The sequence below is a fragment of the Kitasatospora sp. NPDC043950 genome (assembly GCF_056435345.1).
This window is the reverse complement of the sequence record NZ_JBWKER010000005.1, coordinates 125,972-146,034: the sequence shown is the minus strand read 5'-3', so window position 1 is coordinate 146,034 and position 20,063 is coordinate 125,972. Positions and strand designations below refer to the sequence as shown.

15 protein-coding genes, 1 tRNA gene and 1 pseudogene are annotated in these 20,063 nt (G+C 72.7%); 10 read left to right on the top strand and 7 right to left on the bottom strand.

Annotation, left to right across the window (positions count from 1 at the left end; translation table 11 throughout):
• The first annotated feature begins 32 nt into the window (after window positions 1–32).
• From AC07BF_RS05385 to AC07BF_RS05360, 6 genes are all read left to right on the top strand, one after another.
• Entirely contained in the window at window positions 33–1,853 is a 1,821-nt protein-coding gene (locus AC07BF_RS05385; protein WP_478332984.1) for a non-ribosomal peptide synthetase, read from the top strand.
• The gene (locus tag AC07BF_RS05380; RefSeq protein ID WP_363627751.1) at window positions 1,850–3,052 is read left to right on the top strand and encodes an argininosuccinate synthase-related protein; all 1,203 of its coding nucleotides are present in this window, start codon (window positions 1,850–1,852) and stop codon (window positions 3,050–3,052) included. The genes AC07BF_RS05385 and AC07BF_RS05380 overlap by 4 nt, the downstream gene beginning before the upstream one ends.
• Window position 3,053: 1 nt before the next feature.
• On the top strand, window positions 3,054–4,370 hold the full coding sequence (locus AC07BF_RS05375; protein WP_363627750.1) for an ATP-grasp domain-containing protein: 1,317 nt from the start codon (window positions 3,054–3,056) through the stop codon (window positions 4,368–4,370).
• 108 nt (window positions 4,371–4,478) lie between these two features.
• On the top strand, window positions 4,479–7,016 hold the full coding sequence (locus AC07BF_RS05370) for a penicillin acylase family protein (RefSeq protein ID WP_371523122.1): 2,538 nt from the start codon (window positions 4,479–4,481) through the stop codon (window positions 7,014–7,016).
• 5 nt (window positions 7,017–7,021) lie between these two features.
• The gene (locus AC07BF_RS05365) at window positions 7,022–7,408 is read left to right on the top strand and encodes a hypothetical protein (RefSeq protein WP_331744782.1); all 387 of its coding nucleotides are present in this window, start codon (window positions 7,022–7,024) and stop codon (window positions 7,406–7,408) included.
• A gap of 279 nt (window positions 7,409–7,687) precedes the next feature.
• A complete protein-coding gene (locus AC07BF_RS05360; protein ID WP_478332983.1) occupies window positions 7,688–8,419 on the top strand; it encodes an SMI1/KNR4 family protein in 732 nt (243 codons plus the stop codon).
• A gap of 508 nt (window positions 8,420–8,927) precedes the next feature.
• Here AC07BF_RS05360 and AC07BF_RS05355 read toward each other — a convergent pair.
• The 3 genes from AC07BF_RS05355 to AC07BF_RS05345 all read right to left on the bottom strand — a co-directional run bounded on the left by AC07BF_RS05355 (window position 8,928) and on the right by AC07BF_RS05345 (window position 11,157).
• A complete protein-coding gene (locus AC07BF_RS05355; RefSeq protein ID WP_478332982.1) occupies window positions 8,928–9,566 on the bottom strand; it encodes a flavin reductase family protein in 639 nt (212 codons plus the stop codon).
• Window positions 9,567–9,733: 167 nt separating this feature from the next.
• Window positions 9,734–10,654: a hypothetical protein gene (locus AC07BF_RS05350; RefSeq protein WP_478332981.1), complete on the bottom strand. Its 921-nt coding sequence runs from the start codon at window positions 10,652–10,654 to the stop codon at window positions 9,734–9,736.
• Window positions 10,655–10,728: 74 nt separating this feature from the next.
• Window positions 10,729–11,157: a hypothetical protein gene (locus tag AC07BF_RS05345; protein WP_363627745.1), complete on the bottom strand. Its 429-nt coding sequence runs from the start codon at window positions 11,155–11,157 to the stop codon at window positions 10,729–10,731.
• Window positions 11,158–11,508: 351 nt separating this feature from the next.
• On the opposite strand from AC07BF_RS05345, the gene AC07BF_RS05340 reads away from it, so the two are divergent.
• Window positions 11,509–13,467, top strand: a complete 1,959-nt coding sequence (locus tag AC07BF_RS05340; protein WP_400843793.1) for an RICIN domain-containing protein — start codon at window positions 11,509–11,511, stop codon at window positions 13,465–13,467.
• Window positions 13,468–13,674: 207 nt separating this feature from the next.
• Here AC07BF_RS05340 and AC07BF_RS05335 read toward each other — a convergent pair whose 3' ends face one another.
• Window positions 13,675–14,574 (bottom strand): alpha/beta fold hydrolase, encoded by a 900-nt coding sequence (locus AC07BF_RS05335; RefSeq protein WP_363584434.1) that lies wholly within the window; start codon window positions 14,572–14,574, stop codon window positions 13,675–13,677.
• A gap of 82 nt (window positions 14,575–14,656) precedes the next feature.
• Between AC07BF_RS05335 and AC07BF_RS05330 the strand changes: the two genes are divergently transcribed.
• Complete coding sequence (locus AC07BF_RS05330; protein WP_478332980.1) at window positions 14,657–15,298, top strand: TetR/AcrR family transcriptional regulator; 642 nt, start codon at window positions 14,657–14,659, stop codon at window positions 15,296–15,298.
• A gap of 41 nt (window positions 15,299–15,339) precedes the next feature.
• Here the strand turns inward: AC07BF_RS05330 and AC07BF_RS05325 are convergent, their stop codons facing one another.
• From AC07BF_RS05325 to AC07BF_RS05315, 3 genes are read right to left on the bottom strand one after another with little or no spacing between them, the layout of a single operon-like run.
• Window positions 15,340–16,800, bottom strand: coding sequence for an MFS transporter (locus tag AC07BF_RS05325; RefSeq protein ID WP_478332979.1), 1,461 nt, complete (start codon window positions 16,798–16,800; stop codon window positions 15,340–15,342).
• Window positions 16,797–17,651, bottom strand: a complete 855-nt coding sequence (locus tag AC07BF_RS05320; protein WP_478332978.1) for a glycerophosphodiester phosphodiesterase family protein — start codon at window positions 17,649–17,651, stop codon at window positions 16,797–16,799. Before AC07BF_RS05320 ends, AC07BF_RS05325 begins: the two co-directional genes overlap by 4 nt.
• A 48-nt stretch (window positions 17,652–17,699) precedes the next feature.
• A complete protein-coding gene (locus tag AC07BF_RS05315; RefSeq protein ID WP_478332977.1) occupies window positions 17,700–18,059 on the bottom strand; it encodes a hypothetical protein in 360 nt (119 codons plus the stop codon).
• 110 nt (window positions 18,060–18,169) lie between these two features.
• Between AC07BF_RS05315 and AC07BF_RS05310 the strand changes: the two genes are divergently transcribed.
• Window positions 18,170–18,241 (top strand) — tRNA-Gln (locus AC07BF_RS05310).
• 3 nt (window positions 18,242–18,244) lie between these two features.
• Window positions 18,245–19,993 (top strand): annotated as a pseudogene (locus tag AC07BF_RS05305) (hypothetical protein); the annotation flags it as partial.
• Window positions 19,994–20,063 lie beyond the last annotated feature (70 nt).

Below are 20,063 nucleotides of genomic sequence, written 5' to 3'. Positions count from 1 at the left end.
TGCACCGACCACACCGATTGGACACAACCTCCATGGCTAGCTCTACGGCCACGATTCTCGACGACGGCGAACGACGGCTCGACACCCTGCTGCTCTCCCGCTGGGAGGCCGACCCGGCGCAGCCCGCCGTGGTCGACGGCGACCGGGTCCTGCTCGCGGGCGAGCTCAGGGACCGCACCGTGCGGGTCGCCTCGCTGCTGCGCGAGCGGGGGGTGCGCCCGGGCGAGCGGGTCGCGGTCTACCTGGAGCGCTCGGCCGACTTCGTGGTCGCCGTGGCCGGGGTGATCCTGGCCGGCGCCGCCCAGGTCGCCTTCGACGTCAACGACCCGGTCGCCCGCACCCTCGACATGCTGGCCGACTGCACGCCCCGGCTGCTGATCACCACCCCCGAACTGCGCTCCCGCTTCCCCGAGTTGCCGGGCACCGAGGTCGTCACCGTCGACGAGTGCGCGGCGGCCCGCCCGGCCGGCCCGTTCGAGCCGGCGGCCGACCTCGCCGAGCAGCCCGCGGTCGTCATCTACACCTCCGGCTCCACCGGCCGGCCGAAGGCCTCGCTGATCCCGCACCGCGCGGTGACCACCCGCCTGCGGGCGCTCCAGCGCAGCCACGGACTCGGCCCGGACGACCGGATGCTGCACCACACCGCGTGCAGCTTCGACATGTTCCTGATCGAGGTGTACTGGCCGCTGATCACCGGCACCACCATCGTCATCGCCGCCCCCGGCCGCCAGCGCGACGCCGACTACCTCGCCGAGACCATCCGCGCCGCCGACATCACCATCTTCTACTGCGTGGTCTCGCTGCTGGAGCTGTTCCTGCTGGCCCGCGGGCCCGAGGAGCGCTTCGACGGCCTGCGGCGCGTCCTCACCGGCGGCGAGCCGCTCGCGCCCGAGCTGGTCCGCCGCTTCCACGCCCAGTCCACCGCGCCGCTCACCAACCTCTACGGGCCGAGCGAGTGCACCATCTACTGCACCGCCTGGGTGCCCCCGCGCGACCCCGGCCTGGACACCGTCTACATCGGCCCGGCCATCGAGGACACCACCCTGTGGATCCTCGACGAGGACGGCAAGCCCGTACCGGACGGCGAGCCCGGCGAGCTCTACATCGGCGGCGAGGGCCTCGCCCTCGGCTACCTCAACCGGCCCGAGCTCACCGCGGAGCGCTTCGTCCCGGACCACCTCGGCGACGGCCCCGGCCCGCTCTACCGCTCGGGCGACCTGGTCCGCACCCACCCGGTGGGCGGCCTGGAGTTCCTGGGCCGGGTCGACCTCCAGGTGAAGATCCGCGGCTACCGGATCGAACTGGGCGAGATCGAGTCCGCCGCCCTGCGGGTGCCCGAGGTCCGGCAGGCGGCCGTGGTGGCCCACGGCCGCGGCAGCGACGCCCGGCTGGTCGGCTTCCTGGTGCTCGCACCCGGCGCCGAGCCCGCGAGCGTCACCGCCGCCGTGCGCGAGACGCTGCGCGGCGCCCTGCCCTCGTACATGGTCCCGGCGTCGCTGGCCACCGTCGACTCGATGCCGCTGACCGCCAACGGCAAGCTGGACCGCGCCCTGCTGACCGAGCGGGCCGGGGCCGTCCTGCCCGCCGTCACCGACGAACCGCAAGCACCGCCCGGCGACGGCGTGGCCGCCACCGTCACCACGGTCTGGTGCGAGGTCCTCGGACTGCCCGCCATCGGCCCGGACGACGACTTCTTCGAGATCGGCGGGGACTCCTTCAAGGTGGTCCGCGCCACCCGCAAGCTGGAGGCGCTGCTCGGCGTCGAGGTCCCGATGCACCTGATGTACGACGAGCCCACGGTGACGGCCTTCACCGCCGCCCTGGCCGAGCAGGGACCGGAGGGATCGCGGTGACTGCCCAGGTCGTCCGTTCCTTCGGCGAGCTCGACGCGATCGCCCGCGATCCGTCGGCCCCCGTCGTCACCCTGTTCAGCGGCGGGCTGGACAGCAGCTACCTGCTGCACCGCCTGGCCCGGGCCGGCGCCCGCAACGTCCACGCGGTCAGCGTCGACCTCGGCGAGGACGAGAGCAGCGAGCACAAGCAGCGGATCGCCGACCGGCTCGGCATCCGGCTGCACCTGGTCGACGGCCGGCAGGAGTTCGCCGAGGACTACGTCCGCCCGGCCATCGCCGCGCACGCCGTCTACCTCGACACCCACCCGGTCAGCTCCTCGCTCAGCCGCCCGCTGATCGCCAAGGTCGCCGTCGACACCGCCCGCGAACTCGGCGCCACCACCGTGCTGCACACCGCCAACCGCTCCCAGAACACCCTGCGCCGGCTCAACGGCGCCCTCGAACTGCTCGGCTTCGCCGGACGCTACGGCAGCCCGTACGACCTGGACCCGGTGGACCGGGACCAGAAGATGCGCGAGCTCAAGGAAGCCGGCCTGGAGCAGCTGAGCGAGCGGCTGGTCAGCGGCGACTCCAACCTGTGGTGCCGGGAGTTCGAGTCCGGGATCCTCGACGACCCCGAGGACCACGCCGTGCCCGAGCGGCTCTACCAGTGGAGCGCGCTGCGCCCCGCCGAGGCCCCGGAGGCCGTCGAGGTCGCCTTCGAGGCGGGCCGTCCGGTCGCGGTGGACGGCCGCCGGCTGCCGCTGACCGAGCTGATCGACACCCTCAACCACCTGGTCGGCGCGCACGGCCTCGGCCGGTACAGCGGGCTCGAACACCTGGGCCACGGGCCGAAGGTGCTGGAGATCCGCGAGATGCCCGCCGCCTGGCTGCTGCTGCGCTCGCGCCGCCACCTGGAGACGGCCACCCTCTCCGCCGAGCTGCTGCGGGAGAAGCTGAACCAGGAGCAGCTGTGGGTCCGCGAGGCGCTGGAGGGCCGCTGGTTCGGCGAACTGCGCCGCGCCAGCCAGGCGTTCATCGAGGTCTGCTCGGCGCACGTCACCGGCTCGGTGCGGTGGCGGCTCTCGGCGGGCTCGGCCGAGACCCGGGCCGTCGTCGCCGACCGGCCGCTCTACCTGCGCGACCGGGAGGCCTGGGAGCACCGGTCCGTCGCCGCCGAGCGCGCGGCGTTCAGCCCGAACCAGCCGCGGGAGCGCTGACATGGGCGGCTCGAACCCGACGGACCACCCGGCGCCCCCGGAGTCCCCTTCGCCCCCTTCGTCCCCGACGCCCCCGGTGCTGCTGGTCGTCTACGGCCGGGGCTCGGCGACCGCGCGCGGGGTCCTGACCGCCGGGCGGCGGCTGTGCACGGCGGTCTTCTTCGGCGACCTCGGCGACCCGAAGGTGGCCGCCGACCTGGCCCAGCTGCCGAAGTCGGTCACCGTGGTGGACACGTCCGGCCTGACCGAGGAGCAACTGTGCGACCGGGCCGCCGAGTTCGGCGCCTCCGGAGTGATCACCTTCAGTGACCACCTGCTCCGGACGGCGTCCGCCGTGGCCGCGCGGTGCGGCGTGCCGTTCCACGACCGCGCCACCGTCGAGGTCCTGGTCGACAAATTCCACCAGCGCGAGGCCCTGGCGGCGGCGGGCGTACAGGCCACCGCCTGCCGGACGGTCCACTCCGCCGCCGACCTCGGCCCGGCCCTCGCCGCGACCGGGCTGCCCGCCGTCCTCAAGCCCCGCTCGGGCGCCGGCAGCGTGGACACCTGCCTGGTCCGCACCGCCGCCGAACTGGCCGACCGGTACGCCGAGTTCACCGAGGGCGTGGCGAGCCCGGCGGTGTTCGTGCTGGAGGAGTACCTGGTGAGCGACCCCACCGTGGTGGGGGAGTTCTGGGGCGACTACGTCTCGGTCGAGTCCGCGATCCGCGACGGCGAGATCCGCACCGTCGCGGTCACCGGCAAGCTGCCACTGGCCCCCCCGTTCCGGGAGACCGGCTACTTCACCCCGGCCCTGCTCCCCGCCGGCCTGGCCGACGAGGTCGTGGCCCTGGAGCAGCGCGCGCTGCGGGCGCTCGGCATCCGCGAGGGCGTCACCCACACCGAGATCAAGTTCACCCCCGACGGGCCGCGGCTGATCGAGGTCAACGGCCGCCTGGGCGGGCACGTCTCGGACGTCCTCAAGCGCTCCGCCGGGACGGACCTGCTCGCCCTCGCCCTCCGGCTGGCACTCGGCGCGTTCGACCCGCCCGAGCCGGTGCTCGCCCTGGGCGCGGGCTGCCCGAAGGTGGCGTTCCAGTACTTCATCTCCCCGCCCGCCGACGGCCTCGCCCCCGGCCCCGGCGAGGTGCTCGACGGCCTCCACCACCTCCCCGGGGTGGACCTGGTGGACGCCACGATCGACCCGTCCTGGCGGGCCGACTGGCGGGCCGGCACCGAGTGGCTGATCGGCACGGTCTACGGCTCGGTCCCCGGGCACCCCGAGCTCCGGGCCACCGTCGAGGGCATCCACCGCACGATGGCCGACTTCTGGTCCTGACGGCTCCCTGAGCCCCCCTGCCTCGACCCCAGCCCCCTTCACCCCGCCCAACCTCGCACCCCTGGAGTCAACTTGCCGCGGCGCATACGCACAGCCACCCACGCGGCGGTGGCAGCCGTAGTCTCCGGCCTGGTCCTCGCGCTGCTCGCGCTGGGCATCGGGCCCGTCCCGGCCCTCGGAACCGCCCTCGTCCCCGGGGCCGGTGCGTGGGACTCCGCCGCCGGCGCCGAACTCCCGCACACCGAGACCCTCACCCTGGCGGGCCTGAACGCGCCGGTGACGGTCGCCTTCGACGACAACGGCGTCCCCACCGTCAAGGCCGCCTCCGACACCGACCTGTTCCAGGCCCAGGGCTACCTGCACGCCCGCTTCCGGCTCGCCCAGCTCGACCTGGAGCGGCGCGCCGGACGCGGACGCCTGGCGGAACTCAACGGGCCCGGGAGCGTCGAGTCCGACCGCTTCGAACTCCAGATGGGACTCCTGCGCACCGCCGAGGCCACCTGGGCCGCCACCGCGCCCGACAGCCCGGCGGGCCGCGCCCTCACCAGCTACACCCGGGGAGTCAACGCCTGGATCTCCGAGCTGCGCCACAACGGGCAGTGGCCGGCCATCTTCTCCCTCACCGGCGTCTACCCGGCCGACTGGACGCCGGTCGACAGCCTGGTCATCCAGGAACTCCTCACCCAGAGCATGGACTTCACCAGCACCCCGCTGGACTACGCGATCTTCCGGGAGTCCCTCGGCGAGGAGCGCACCATGGACTGGTTCCCGGTCCACGCGCCCAACGACCAACGGCCGTACGACGTCGGACCGTACCGCGACCTCGGCATCGCGCCGCTGCCCCCGAACGTCAACACCGCCGGGCCCGACGGCCAAGCCGCCGCCAACCGGTCGGAGCCGCGCCCCGCGCCCGTCGCCCCCACCGGGAAGCCCGACCCCGCCGGGGAGGCGACCGCGGCCCACACCCTGCTGGACACCATCCGCGCGCTCCCGGCCACCCAGGTCCACACCTTCCCGGACAGCAACGCCTGGGCGGCGAACGGCCCGGCCGTGGCGGGCGGCAACGCGATGCTCGCCGGCGACCCGCACCTGCCGATGACCCTGCCCTCGTACTGGTACCAGATCGCGCTGTCCTCGCCGGAGACCGACGTCACCGGCGCCAGCATGGCCGGCATGCCCGGCGTGCTGATCGGCCGCAACGCCAACATCTCCTGGTCCCTGACCGACGGGCAGAACCAGTCGACGGTCTTCTACAGCGAGCAGACCAGCCCCGACCACCCCGGCCAGTACTTCTGGAACAACGCGTGGCACCCGATGCAGCGGGTGGAGTACACCATCCCGGTCCGGGGCGGCGACACCGAACACCTCGCCGTGGACCTCACCGTGCACGGGCCGGTCCTGACCCGGGCCGGGCAGACCACCTCGGTCAGCTGGATGGGCAACATCCCCTCCCCCGACCTGGCCGTCCTGCTCTCCGTCAACAAGGCCCGCGACTACCAGGAGTTCCGCACCGCGCTCGCCGACTGGCACGCCCCCACGCTCAACTTCGCCTACGCCGACGGCGGCGGCAACATCGGCGTGGTCGCCGCCGGGTACTTCCCCCTGACCAAGGGCGGCAACCCCTGGTTCCCGCTGCCCGGCACCGGCGAGTACGACGTGGTCGGCGCCATCCCCTTCGACGCCACCCCGCAGGTCTACAACCCGCCGAACCACGTGGTCGCGACCGCCAACCAGCGCCCCGTCTCCGCCGACTACCCGTACTACATCGGCACCACGCTCAACGCCTTCGACAACGGCTACCGGGCCAACCGGATCTACCAGTACCTGGAGAGCCACCAGGCGATGACCAGCGCGGACTTCACCACCCTGCAGAACGACGTCACGGACTACCTCGCCACCGTCATCCTGCCGCACCTGAAGACCGCCCTGGCCGACCAGAAGCTCGACCCCCGCCAACAGGCCGCCCTCGACGTCCTGAACCGCTGGGACCACACCATGAAGCCCGGCGTCGCCGGCGGCCCGATCTGGTGGACCTTCTGGAACGACTACCTGGAGACCACCTTCCAGCCCTGGTGGGACCACGCCAAGGTGCCGGTCGAACGCGACCGCCTGTACCTCAAGGTCTCCAGCGCCCTGCCCAGCCTCGACGAGAACCTCGAAGCCTGGACCCTGCACGACCCGACCAACCCGGCCTTCACCTCCCCCGGCGGCCCGACCCGCACCGCCACTGACGCCATGCGCACCGCGTTCGCCCAGGCCGTCTCCGAACTGTCCCAGGACCTCGGCAACGACCCCGCCACCTGGACCTGGGACCGCGTCCACACCCGGCAGATCCCCTCCCTCACCGGCGCCGAAGCCCTCGGCTACGGCCCCGAGCCCGCCGAGGGCGACCGCTGGACCGTCAACGCGGCCGACGGCGGCATGAACTCCACCTTCGGCCCGAGCTGGCGCATGGTCGTCGACTGGAAGGGCCCGAACACTGCCACCGCGCAGGCCGTCTACCCCGGCGGCCAGAGCGAGAACCCGGCCTCACCCTGGTACCGGAACTTCATCCCGTACTGGTGGGAGGGCCGAAACCCGCCGCTCCTGATGGCCGCCGACCAACCCGCCTCCACCAAGGTGTGGACCCTGCGACCGGGAGCCTGACCACCATGACGACCCCCCACCTCCGCACCCTCCTCCCCACTCTCCTCGCCACCGTGGTCATAGCCCTCGGCTCCCTCTACTCCCTCTGGTACCTCCCCTTCCTCTGCGGCCTCGCCCTCGGCACCACCACGGCCCTGCGCGGCCAACGAGCCCGCACCGCCGTCCTCACCGCCACCACAGCCGCCCTCGCCGGCTGGGCCGCCCCCCTCCTGTGGCGCGCCGCCACCGGCGAAGCCGTGGCCGGCACCGCCCGCACCCTCGCCGCCCTCGCCGGCCTCCCGGCCCTCGCCTCCCTGATGATCACCGCAACCCTCCTGATCAGCCTCCTCCAAGCCCTCCTGGGCGTCTGGCTGGCCCGCACCACCACCGCCACCCTCCGCCCCACCCCCTGACCCCATCCACCCACCCACCCACCGCAAACGATGGCCCGGCCCGCTCAGCGGCCCGGGCCATCGTCGTTCCGTGGTCTCGGTTTCGGTTTGCCGACCAAGTCGACGGCCTCGGCCGACGTATCCACGGGACTCCGGGCCCACATCCGCCCAGACGGAGCTGAGGTCGAACCCCCCGTCCCAGGTGTTCAGCAGTGCCTCGAATCACCGCCTGAATCAGATCCTCAGCAGCACCCCCGGCCGCCAGGGCCTTGAAACACCAAGGTCATATCCTGGCCGATCATGCAGAGCATTGACTGGGACGACGTCCGGGGGCGGGTATGCGCGGTGCGCGAGGAGCAGGGGTGGAGCGGGCCGGGGGCTGAGCTGGCTGCGCCGCTGACCGAAGTCCAGGTGGTGGAGGCGGAGCGGCAGTTCGGGATCACGTTTCCGGCGGACTACCGGGAGTTCCTGCTGCGGGTGAGTGCGGGTGGACGGTGGCCCAGGGAGTTGCGGCGGGGACCCGACGGATGGCACTGGGCAGAGGACACGGACACCCAACTGGAGCGGCTGCACGTGCCGTTCCCCGATCACGACACCGCGCTGGCGGCGAGTGACGAGGTGTGGGAGAAGTTCGTACGGGAAGAGGACTACGCCGACCCTGCCGACTTCGAAGCCGCCCGGGACGCTCGGAACGAGGCCGTGGAGGCGGCGGAGCGGGACCGGGTCACGGGCGGTGTGTTTCTGGCGGGCCATGGCCACAACTTCAGCACCCTGCTCATCGTCAGCGGTCCGGATCGCGGCAGTATGTGGTTCGACGGGCGGCCGACCTGCGATCGCCTCAACCCGCTGCTGACGGATGCGGGGCGACCGGCCGGCTTCGGCGAGTGGTACATCGACTGGCTGGAGCACGAGGAGGGTCTGACGACCCCGGAGCTGGAGAAAGCCGCTCGCGACCAGTGGCACCGCGGTGTCGGCACGCCCATCTGGCTCCGCTGGTTCGACGACTGGGAGGACAACCGCCGCGGTCGGTAGCCCACTGGCTACGAAGGCGCCGGTCATCGCCAGGGCCCTGGCAGGGGCCACGGCAGTGTGATCGGCAGGGAACGGTCACCAGGCGGCAGTGATGTGAGCAGACTGGAGTGATGAACTCCGGGACAGGGCTTGGCAGCGGCGCTTGGGGCTTTCGCAGCACGGGAAGTCGGACCGGCCGACTTCCCGTGCTGAGAGCGGGATCCGTAAGGCGCTCCCTTAAAATCCCACGGTGAAGATCTGGACGGAGCGCCCTGCCAAAGCCGATCTCGAAGCGGTCGTCTGTCGCTACTTCAGTCTGCTCCGAGCCGGCCGGATCCCCGAGGGGCCACGAGGGCACCGGCTTCTACGTCGAGATCACCTACCGCGCGCGGGTCATCGAGGTGTCATTGAGCTTCTGGGTGAAGCCCACCAACGCCGGTTGGGTCCTCGCGGGACCGGCCACCCTCTGGTAGGAGGACGAACGAAACGCAGCACGATCCGGACGCCGACGCAATCTCCAGATGCCCGCTCAGACGGTCGTCGACCGGAGCTGGTGCGGCATGTTCCAGCCCTCGGCGAGCCTCGACGGGTGAACGTTGGCTCCCCCGCCGAAGAACTCGCAGAACTTCATGATCAGCGGATCCCAGTCGAGCGGATCCACGTAGTGCGTCCCGGGGATGACGAGGCTCTCCTCGACATGGGCGCGAAGGACCTCGACCTCGAAGGCGGTGGCGTGCGGCTCGGGACCGCCGAAGGGGTGGGCCGAGACGACCTTGCACTCCAGCTGGACCGGGCATTCCGCGACCCTGGGGGGCCGGACCAGGTCCGACGCCTGCTCGGTCAACTGCGCGACCGAGAACTTGTCCGGCTCGTACCGGTAGCCCTGCTTCACCTTGTAGTCCGCCACGACCGGCTTCCCGGTGGTGAGCGCGATCCGGTCGACGGCATCGACCATCGCCGACGAGGGCAGGTTGAGCACGCACTCGCCTTCCCGCAGCAGGTTCGCGGTGGTCTGGCCGTTGTTGCCGAGACCGAGCATGCAGGATTGGCCCAGCCACCACACCGAGGACATCGGCGCGAGGTTCGCCGTGCCGTCCTCGTTGAGTGAGCTGATCAGCACCACCGGAGTTCCGAAGTACAGGACCTTGAGCCCGGGGACGACGTGCATGCGCTGTGCCTTTCGCGAAGTGCCGGACGAACAGGTCCGCGATCAGGAACACGAACCGTCGCCGACTCTCTCGTGGGCGAGACACCTGCGCTGGCGGAAATGTGACACCGCGTTTCGGCCGAGTGCGGTCGAAGACGGCAGCGACAACGGCAACGGCGACGACGACGCTACGGTCCGGGTTCGGGGCGGCCGAGGACGGCGTCCGCTTCGCTGAGCATGCGCCGCCGTTCGGCCAGAACGCCGTCGAACGCGGTGGCGTTCTGCTGGATCAGGGTGCGCTGGACGGCGGTCTCGGCCTCGTTCCAGATCCGGACGAGCCCGGTCTCCTGTTTGCAGGCGACGTCCGCGAGGGCGGTCGTCCGTTCCTCGCCGGTGGCTCGTTCGGACGGCCAGGTGCCGGTCTGCAGCGGTGTCGCGTAGTCGTACCCCGCCCGCTTCATGCACCGGGACCACGCGGTGACGACGGCCACGACCTCCGGCGTCTTCGCCGACTGCTCGAAGGACTCCTGGTTGACCGACCGGACCACGTAGGCGTCTCCCGGGTAGCCGGTAGTGCCGGTGATCCGCCGCGCGGCGGACTCCTGGCAGCCCTGCGGGCCGGTGAGCGCCTTCATCTGTGCCGGGGAGAGCGGTGCCTGCGTCGGGGCCGGGTGGTCGGGCAGGTGGTAGCCGACGGTGCGGGCGCCGGTGGCGCTGGTCAGACCGTAGCGCCGTTCGTACCGTCCCAGCAGGGGTGCCTGGACGCCGGCCGGGGCGGGCGGTTGGAGGCCGGCGCTTCGCAGGCAGTCGGCGACCAATCGGTCCAGGGCGGTGTGCAACCGGGCCTCGTCGGCGGGCGGGAGGAAGTACGGGTCCAGCGGCAGGGAGATGACGGCGGGGCCGTCGGTGGCGGCCCCAGGTGTGACCTCAGGTGTGACCTCAGGTGTGACCCCGGGTACGGCCTCCGACGTGACGGCGGCGGCGGAGGGCGGCGTGCCGGTGGCGCCCCCTCCGCTCGTGGAAGTGGAGCAGGAGGCGAGCAACAGGCAGCAGGTGACGACAGCTACGAGCGGGGCCGCGAGCGGGGCGGCGAGCCGTGGTGCGTTCATGGTGACGTGGCCTCGAATCTCTGCGCCGCCGGGCCGTCCGACCAGTCGGACGGCCCGGCGGGGTGCTGCTGCGGTCAGCCGTTGACGAGGAACGAGGCGTCCTCGTTCTTCGTCCTCACCAGGTTGCCGTTGCCGCAGGCCACGATGAGGTCCGAGGGCCCGGACCAGTTCTGGTTGTAGAACACCTGGACGTTGCCGACGCAGCGGCCCGGGTACTGGTAGGTCGCGGAGGCCGCGTTGTTCTTCACCGCGGTGCCCTGTCCGGGGCCGGGCGTCAGGAACGCGCCGGCGTTCGCGAGGTTGTCGAAGCCCTTGAACCCGGTACTCAGGTCCCAACCGGCCACCGAGCCGCTCTGGTTGGCGTTGTACCAGAGACAGAAGGCCCTGGCGCCGAGGCAGTTCGGGTTGTTCGGCGCGGCCTGCGCGGCGGGCGACACGGCCAGCGTCGCGGTGGCCACCGTCCCCGCGAGCAGCAGGGTGGTGAGGATGCGTCGAGTCTTCATGGTCTTCCTCCTGGAGTCCGAACGCCCCGAGGCGGGGCGGATCCCGGTTCGGGTGCGTTTCGGTGCGACGGGTACGGGGGGCCGGTCCATCGGTGCCGCCACGTCCCCCGTTCGTGGCGGTGGTGCCGTCGGCCCCCGGCTCCGTCTTCGGGTTCCCGGTCCGGAACGCCGCCGTGGGGGGGCCGCGTCACGGGACCTTGAAGTGTCCGAAGATCCGATGGAGACTCCACCGTGCGGGCTAATTTGATTGTCCATCAACAAAAAACCGACACGGCCCAGGTGAGCGGCGGACAATCCCGCTTCGGCCGCCGGACAGGACCGCACAAAGGGTCGGACAGGACAGGAGGCACGGTGGGTAGTGCTGGACGACCGCAAGGACAGCTCAAGGGAGAGACGGAACAGGCGAACGCCCTGGCCCGGTTCGTACGGGAGGTGACGGGCGGGGCCACGGTCCGCGAGCTCGCTCAGCGGTACCCGGCCAGCAAGACCAGTTGGAGCGAGTACCGCTCCGCGGAGAAGGACATTCCGTGGCACCTGCTCGAACGGCTGGTCCACGACTGCGCGGTGGACCCGCAGGCCCGAACGGTGTTGCTCGTCCGCGCCCGCGCCCTGCACGAGCAGGCCGGCCGGGCGGCGGCCGGGACAGCCCCCTCGCACGCGGAAGGGCGGTCGGCCGCGCGGCAGGCCCTGGAACGGGCCCGGCAGGCGCAGCGCCAGGCCGAGGCGGGCGTGGCCCAGGCCGAGGACCTGATCCGCGTGCTGGTGGCGATCGTGGCCGAACTGCGGGGCGAGCTGAGCGCCGGCACCGAGGACGGGGCGGGTCCCGGTGGACGGGTCTCGGACGGCGGGTACGCGGCGCAGTCGCGGCGGTCCCGGCTGCGGGAGGCGACGCGTTGCCTGGCCGAGGTGCGGCGCATCAGGGAGGACGCGTGCCAGGTGCAGCGGACGGCGGGCTGGGAGGAGGACACCGTCGGGCTCCTGGTCGACCAGGAGCGGGCGCGGGCCCAGGAAGACGGTGGTCAGCAGCCGGGTGCGGAGCTGGTGGTGGACGGCGGGGTCCAGGCGCACCTGCCGGTGCTGCGGCGCTTGGAGGCCGACCTCGTGGAGGTGCGGGAAGCACTGGCCGACCAGTGCCGGGAGGTGAGCCGGATGGTCCGGCCCACCGCGGCCGGGTCCGGGATTGTCCGCGGCGAACTGGTCCGGGCCCCGGACAACCCGCCGACCAGCCCGCTCGCGCTCGGCCCCCCGCCCAACGGCCCCGCGGTCATCAGCCCCACGGTCATCAGCCCCACGGTCATCGGGCCGCCGCTCGTGGGGCCGCTGCGAGGAGGGCCGCTGCGAGGAGGGCCCGCCGATGCGCGGCGGCATCGCACGGCCCGGACCGGTGCGGCCATGGGGGCGACCGCGGTGCTCCTGGCCGGGGCGCTGGTGTTGGCCGGGGTGCTGGTGGGCATACGGCTCGGCACGGCGCCCGCCCCCGTCGACGCGCTCACCCGGGCGGCCGGCGCGGGCGCAGGCCCCTCGGCGCCGGCGGGGGACAGCCCCTCGCCGTCGGCACCCAGCACGCCGCCGACCGCCTCGCCGTCCATCTCACCGACCGCCTCACCGGCCGTCCCACCGACCGTCCCGCCGCCCGCCTCACCGGCCGATCCTCGGACCGCCGGACCGGGGAGCGCGCCGCTGGTACCGGCACCGGCCGGTACGCCGACCCCCACCGCAGGGTCCAGCACCCCACCGGAATCCGTCGTCCCCTCCCCTTCGGACGGGAACCGCGCGCCCATGAAGTCCTCGCCGTCGCCCAGCTCCATATCGCCGCCGACGGCGGAACCCTGGACGCCCGACCGGCTCGGCGGAACCCCCATGGTCCCGCCGACGGGGTCCGTCTCCATCAAGAACGGCAACAGCCTGCAGTGCGTGGCCACATCCGGCGGCACCCGGGAGGAAGGCCAGGAAGCCCAGCAGTTCCCCTGCGGGGACTACCCCGACCACTTCTGGGAGAGCCAGAAGACCTTCACGGACGCCGAAGGCAACACCTACTACCGGCTCGTCAGCTACAACAGTGCCCTGTGCCTCACGGTCCAGGACTCCAGCACCGAGGCCGACGCCCGGGTGATCCAGTCCGCGTGCAAGAACGACCCCGGGCAGTCCTGGAGAATCGAGAAGTGGCCGAAAGGCATCCGCTTCGTCAACGGCAACAGCCACCAGTGTCTCGCCGTCTCCTACGGCAGCACCGCCCCGCGCGCCCCACTGATGCAGTACCCCTGCGGAAACTACCCGGACCACTACTGGAGCTACGGCCCACGCCGGTAGCGGAGCGGTCCCCCCGGCCCGCACGGCCGGGTGGCAGACCGCCCGGGCGACCCGTCTCCCCCTGGCCACGGTGGCAGGTCGGCGAGCACCCTGTTCAGGCCCGTGCGGCAAGCAGAAGGGCCGCCCCTCCGAGGGCAGCCCTTCTGCGGATTCTGCGGCTTCTGCGGATTCGGCGTCAGCCGCCAACCCGGCGGTGGAGGCCGCCCGTCAGCTCCGGGTCCCCTGCCGGGAGGAGGTGATGAACTGCAGCAGGTGTTCGTTGACCAGCTCGGGGCGTTCCAGGTTGAGGCCGTGACCGGCTCGTTGCACGATCTCGGCCCGGACTCCCGGGATCAGCGCGGTGACCCGCTGGAGGACGTGACGCGGGCGGAGCAGAGCGCTGCGCCTGCCCAGCAGGACGAGGGTGGGCAGGCGGATGGAACTCAGTTCCTCGTCGGTGAACGGCCTGGCGGCGGGGCGGGTGTTCGGCTTGTAGCTGCGCATGCCGAGCATCAGGGGGGCGATCATCTCGGGCGGCGAGCTGAGTGCGGGGTTGGCGAGCAGGCGCCCGAGCGCGGGGCGCAGCGGCCGCGGGGCGAGCATGCCGAACAGGCCGCCGATCATGTGGGCGTAGAACCGGGCGGGGACCTTCTCGATGCCGCCGGGGTCCATCGGCGCGATCGAGGCGAGGCGTTCGGGTGCGTGGATGGCCTGGTTGAGGGTCAGCCAGCCGCCGTAGGAGAGGCCGACCAGGTGGATGCGGTCGAGTCCGAGGCCGGCGAAGACCTCGCCGAGCCAGGCCGCGTTCTCCTCGGAGCCGGCCGCGACGGCGCGTTGGACGCTGCGGCCGGGGTCGTCGAGCGTGTCGATCGCGTAGACCGGGTGGTGTTCGCCCAGGGCGGCGATCTGCGGGTACCAGTTGGACGGGTGTCCGGCGTGGCCGTGCAGCAGCACGATCGGTTCGCCGGTTTCGGGTCCGTAGTGGTGGACGTGGACGGTGCCGTAGCTGGTTTCGACATCGAGTTCCCGGCGGGGGGCCGGCCACAGCTCCATCGCGCGGTCGTAGGCCTCAAGGAACTTCGTTCGGGCTTTCTCGCTGACGAAGTGTCCGACGCTGGTCCTGGTCATGGTCCCTCCCGGTGCTCGGAATGCACGAAACAGCAGCACTTGATGGTATGTTTGTACCATAAAAACGTCTGGAGGGAACCCGATGCCGAAGCTGGTGGATCACGAGGAGCGACGGGCCCACATCATCGACGCCCTGCTGCGCACGGCGGCGGACACCGGGCTGCACACCGTCACCATGCGGTCCGTCGCGATCGAGGCGGGTGTCTCGGTGCGGCTCGTGCAGTACTACTTCGACACCAAGGAGCAGCTGCTGCTCGCGGCGCTCACCCGCCTGGCCGCACGGATGGGCGAGCGGATCCAAGAGCGGGTCCAGGGACGGGTCGAGGAACGGGTCCGCGACCGCGCCGGGGCGGCCGGGCCCTCGGCGTCACCGCGCGACATCGTCGAGGCGGTGCTGCTGGAGTCCGTGCCGACGGACGAGGAGAGCCGGACCTTCCACCTCGTCTACACCGAGTACGCGGTGCTCTCCATCACCGACCCCGCGCTCGCCGGGCAGTCGTTCCTCGCGGCGCCCAACGAGATGGAGGACTTCCTGGTCGGCCAGCTGACCGCCGCCCGGCAGGCCGGGGACACCGATCCGCGCACGGACGCCCGCCAGGAGGCCGTCGTCCTCCTGGCGGTCTCCGCCGGCCTGGGCCTGAGCGTCCTCCTCGGCCAGCGGACGGCGGACGACGCGGTGGCGGTCCTGCACTACCACCTCGGCCGGCTCTTCCCCGGCCCGTAAACCCTCGACGGCGACCGATTGAGCGCCCCCGGCCGGGGACGTCAGAGCCGTTCGGGAACGGGATTGCCGACGGCCTCGATGGCGCGGCGGACGGGGACCTTCAGCAGGAGGACGAAGCCGATGAGGAAGAAGACCAGCAGGGAGATGATCGCCGAGCGGTAGCTGCCGGTGATCTGGTAGGCGAGGCCGAAGACCAGCGGGCCCATCCAACTGGTGCCGCGGTCACTGACCTTGTAGACGCTGAAGTACTCGGCTTCCCGGCCCGCCGGGATGAGGTGGGAGAACAGCGAGCGCGAGAGCGCCTGGCTGCCGCCGAGCACCAGTCCGATCATGCAGGCCAGGGCGAAGAACCAGACGGGCTGGTGGGCGGGCATCAGGTACCCGAGGGCGAGGGTGGCCACCCAGCCGACCAGGGATCCGAGGACGGTCCGCTTGGCGCCGTAGCGGCGGGCGATCCGGCCGAGGAGCAGCGCGCCGCCGATCGCCACGATCTGGACCAGGAGCACGGCCGCGACCAACGAGGTCTGGTCCATGCCGAGTTCCTCGCTGCCGTAGAGCGAGGCCTGGGAGACGACGGTCTGGATGCCGTCGTTGTAGCAGAGGAAGGCGCCCAGGTAGAGCAGCGTGAGCGGGTACTGACGCATCCCGCGCAGGGTGCGGGCGAGTTCGCGCAGGCTGCCGGCGGCGGGCCGGTCCGGCGTGGCGGCGGGCCGGTCCGGCGCAGCCGGGGTACGGCCGGACACGACCGGGGTGCGGTCGGGGGCCGCGCCCGCCCGGGAGGGCAGCCGCAGCATCGGGACGAGCGTGAACAGCGCCCACCACAGGCCGGCCGAGGCCAGGCAGATCCGCACGGCGGTGCCGGAGGACAGGCCGAGCGCGTCGTGGCCCTGGAACAGCGCCAGGTTGGCGATCAGCAGCAGTCCGCCGCCCGCGTAGCCGTAGGCCCAGCCCTTGGAGGAGACCGCGTCGCGCTCGTCGGGGGTGGCCAGGCCGGGAAGGTAGGCGTAGGAGAGGGCGACCGACACCGCGTACGCGATGTTGGCGACCACCAGCAGTGCGCCGCCGAGGAGGTAGCGGTCGCCGTCGAGGAGGAACATCCCCATCGTGGCGACCGCGCCGACGTAGGCGAAGCCGCACATCAGCTCCTTGTGCCGCCCGGTGCGGTCCGCGACCGTGCCGGTCAGCAGCATCGCCGCGACCGAGAGCAGCACGGAGAAGGAGACCGTGTACGGGAAGAACGACCCGGCGCGCACCGACAGTCCGAGCGGGTGCACGTCGCCGGCCGCGTCGGCGGCGTTCTTGGCGACGGTCGTCAGGTACGGCCCGAGGAACACCGTCAGGACGGTGGCCGAGAAGGCTGCGTTGGCCCAGTCGTTGATGTACCAGCCGAACCGTATCCGGCGCAGGGCGCTGTCATCGGCGGCGGCCGCCTCGCGCTCCGGCGGGCCGTCCGGCAGATCGTCCGGGAGACGGTCCGGCAGGTTGTCCGTGGTGCTCGTCATGGGGATCCCATCACCGTGCTGGAGCCGGTGCTGCCGTCGCTCCAGCAGCCGCGCTCGCCGAGGACGTCCCGCAGGACGTCTATGCGATCGGCCATGATGCCATCCACACCGAGGCCGAGGAGAGCCCTGATCCGTGTGGGATCGTCCACAGTCCAGACGTGAACCTGGAGGCCGAGGCGGTGGGCGGCGCGCACGAAGGCCCGGTCGACGACCCGGACGCCCCGGTGCCGCTCGGGCACCTGCGCGCACACCCCGGCGAACGGCGCCCCGGCGAACCGCGACCCGAACCGCGACCCGAACTGCGCCCAGGAGCGCGCCCCACGCCCCCGCAGCAGCGGCCCGGCCAGCGAACGCAGCCGCAGCCGGGCCACCTCGCGCGGGCCGAGCGAGGTGGCCAGCCGGGGGCCCGCGGCGGCGCGGACGGCGGCGAGGCGGCTGTCGGAGAAGCCGCCGACGCAGACCCGGTCCCAGGCGCCGGTCCGACGGATCGTCTCGACCAGCGGCCCGACGGCGGCCGCCGCCTTGACGTCGACGTTGAAGCGGGCCCCGGGGAACGCGTCGAGCAGGTCCTCCAGCAGCGGCACGGGTTCGGTGCCGCCGATCCGGGCCTGCCTGACGGTGTCCCAGGGCAGGTCGGCCACCGCACCGGTGCGGTCGGTGACCCGGTCGAGGCGGGTGTCGTGAAAGGCCACCAGTACGCCGTCGCGGGTGGCGTGCACGTCCGTTTCGAGGTAGCGGTACCCGAGGGCGACGGCGGCCGCGAAGGCGGCGAGCGAGTTCTCGGGGTGGCCGAGGTCACCGCCCCGGTGTGCGAAGGCGAGCGGCCCGGGGTGGTCGAGGAAGGGGTGCATGTGGTGCTCCGAGCTGCTGGGATGCGCGTTACAGTATTACGCATCCTGTCAAGCAGTAACGCCGGTACCGCCGGTAACGCCAGTAGTCCCATCAGTGCCATCAGCACCAGCAGTACCGCTACCGCCCGGATCGTCGACGCGGCGCAGATCGTAGAGGTACGACCTGCCGGCCTTCCAGCTGCGCCAAGGGCCGAGCGGAGGGATCAGCTCCTGGTCGTCCGTCCGCCCCGCCAGCGGCCCGGAGTTGGCGACCCCGTCGGCGCCGACGGTGCACCAGCCCCGCTCCGGCAGCCACCGGCACCACACGTCCAGGTCCACCCGCCTGTACGACGGCCTGCCGTTGAACACGCCGTCCGCGCGGAAGTGGTACACCAGACCGTCCAGGCGGCGAACGAACTCGATCGACACGACGGCTCCCCCCATCGGACACCCGAAGGGCCAGGCTACGCCGCGAGCCCGGCGGAGACAGCGAAAGTGCGTTGCACGGCCGCCGACCTGACGCATAGGCTCACGCCCATCGACGTGTAGCTCAGCAGCAGAGCGCCGGGCTCTGGACCCGGAGGGCGCAGGGGCGGGACCTGCCACGTCGGCCTATGGACGACGACGCTGACCAGCAGCACCCCACCGGGGCCGGGATATCCGCGCACTACCCGCAGCGCCAGCTGGCCCTGGCCCGCGCATTCCTGACCTCGACGGCCCACGCCGACGACAACTCCGGCACCGACTCCCACGCCGACGCCGAGACCCGGCGCAGCGCCGAGGCCCGGGTCGCCCGCTGGCGCGCCGTGCTCGCCGGGATCGCCGACGGCCGGCTGGCCATCGGCTCGCGCACCCCGGTGGCCGGACTGCCCGCCTGGGTGACGCCCGAGGTCGTACGGGGTGGCTTCGCCACGTCCGCCGCGAGCGCCGAGGGCCCGCTCCAGCCGTACGAGCGCGAGGCTGCGGCCCTGGCCGGGGTGGCGGCCGAGCGCGGGGCGCTCTTCGCGTACTGCCTCACCGAGCCCGGCCTGTCCCGGCTGTACGACCTGCTCGACAGCGGCGGCTACGAGGCCGCCGTGCCGGAGGAGGCGGCGCTGCTGACGGTGGCGTGGCTCGTACGGGCCGGGGACGCGGCCGGCGCGCTGGAACTCGTCGACGTCCTGGAGCCGTTCGCCGACCGGCTGCGCTTCACCCCCCGGCCGTCCGCGCTGCCCGCGCCGGACGCCGAGGCGGTGCACCGGCGCACGGTCGGCGACGCCGTCACGACCCTCACGGGCCGGCGGCCGAACGCCGCCGTGGAAGCGCAGCGCGAGGCGCTCACCGTCTGGCAGCCCTTCGGCGACCAACTGCTGGCCCACTGGCTGGAGACCGCCGAGGCCGGCCGGGTCCTGGAGCGTACGCCCGACAGCGCCTGGACGGAGCGCGGCGCGGTGCTGCTCCGCCGCTACGAGGAACTCGCCGCGGCCCACACCCGCTGCACCAAGCACCGCGACCCGAAGGAGAACCTCGGCATCCTGCGCGGCGCCCTGGCGGAGACCGCCGCCGGCCGGCCGCTGGACGCGCGCCGCCTCGGACTGCTGCGGCACGCGGTGGCATCCATGGTGCGCCGACGCGGCCGGCCGGGCTCCGACCGGCACTCCGAACTGCGCACCCGCCAGGCCGTGCAGGCGGCCCAGCCTTCGCACCACGACCTCGCCCAGCTGGTGCTGCGCCGCCTCTCCGGGCTGCCCCAGGAGACGGGCGTGGCCGACGTGTCCCCGCTGGTCGCCGACGTCTCGGCGCACGAGGCGCACGAGGCGCACGAGGCGCGCGCGACCCCCGCCGGCCACACCACCCGTCTCCCCGCAGGCACCCCGGTGCCCGCAGCGATCCGACAGGTGGTGGAAGCCGCGCTCAGCGCCCCGATCGACACGCTCGTGGAGCGCGGCATGGTGCCCTCGGCCGAGGTCCTGGCCGAACTGGTCCCGCAGCTCGTCGCCGTGGCCGGCGCCCAGTCCTACCCGGACGAGGCGCTGCGCACCCTGATGACGGCGAACTACCGGGCGTTCCGCAACCGTCGCTCGCTGCTCCTGAGCGACCTCACCGGGCAGGTGCGGGTCGACGAACTGCCCTGGGTACGGGCCGTGGCCGCACACCGCGTCGGCGAGGACGGCCGCGCACCCGCGCGTACCGCGCTGCGCCGGCTCGGCGAACTGGCCGTACAGGCGTTCCCCGGCACGCTCCTGCCGAACGCGCTGGTGCGCGAACTCGGCGTGCTCGCCCGGCAGGCCGAGCTCGACGCGCCGTTCGTGGAGGAACTGGCGGCGGACATCTTCACGGGCACCTTCACCCCGAAGTACCTCGGGGGGGGGGGGGGGGGGGGGGGGAGGGGGGGGGGGGGGGGGGGGGGGGGGGGGTAGGGGTGGGCGGGGGCCGTGAGGTGGGCGCGGGCGG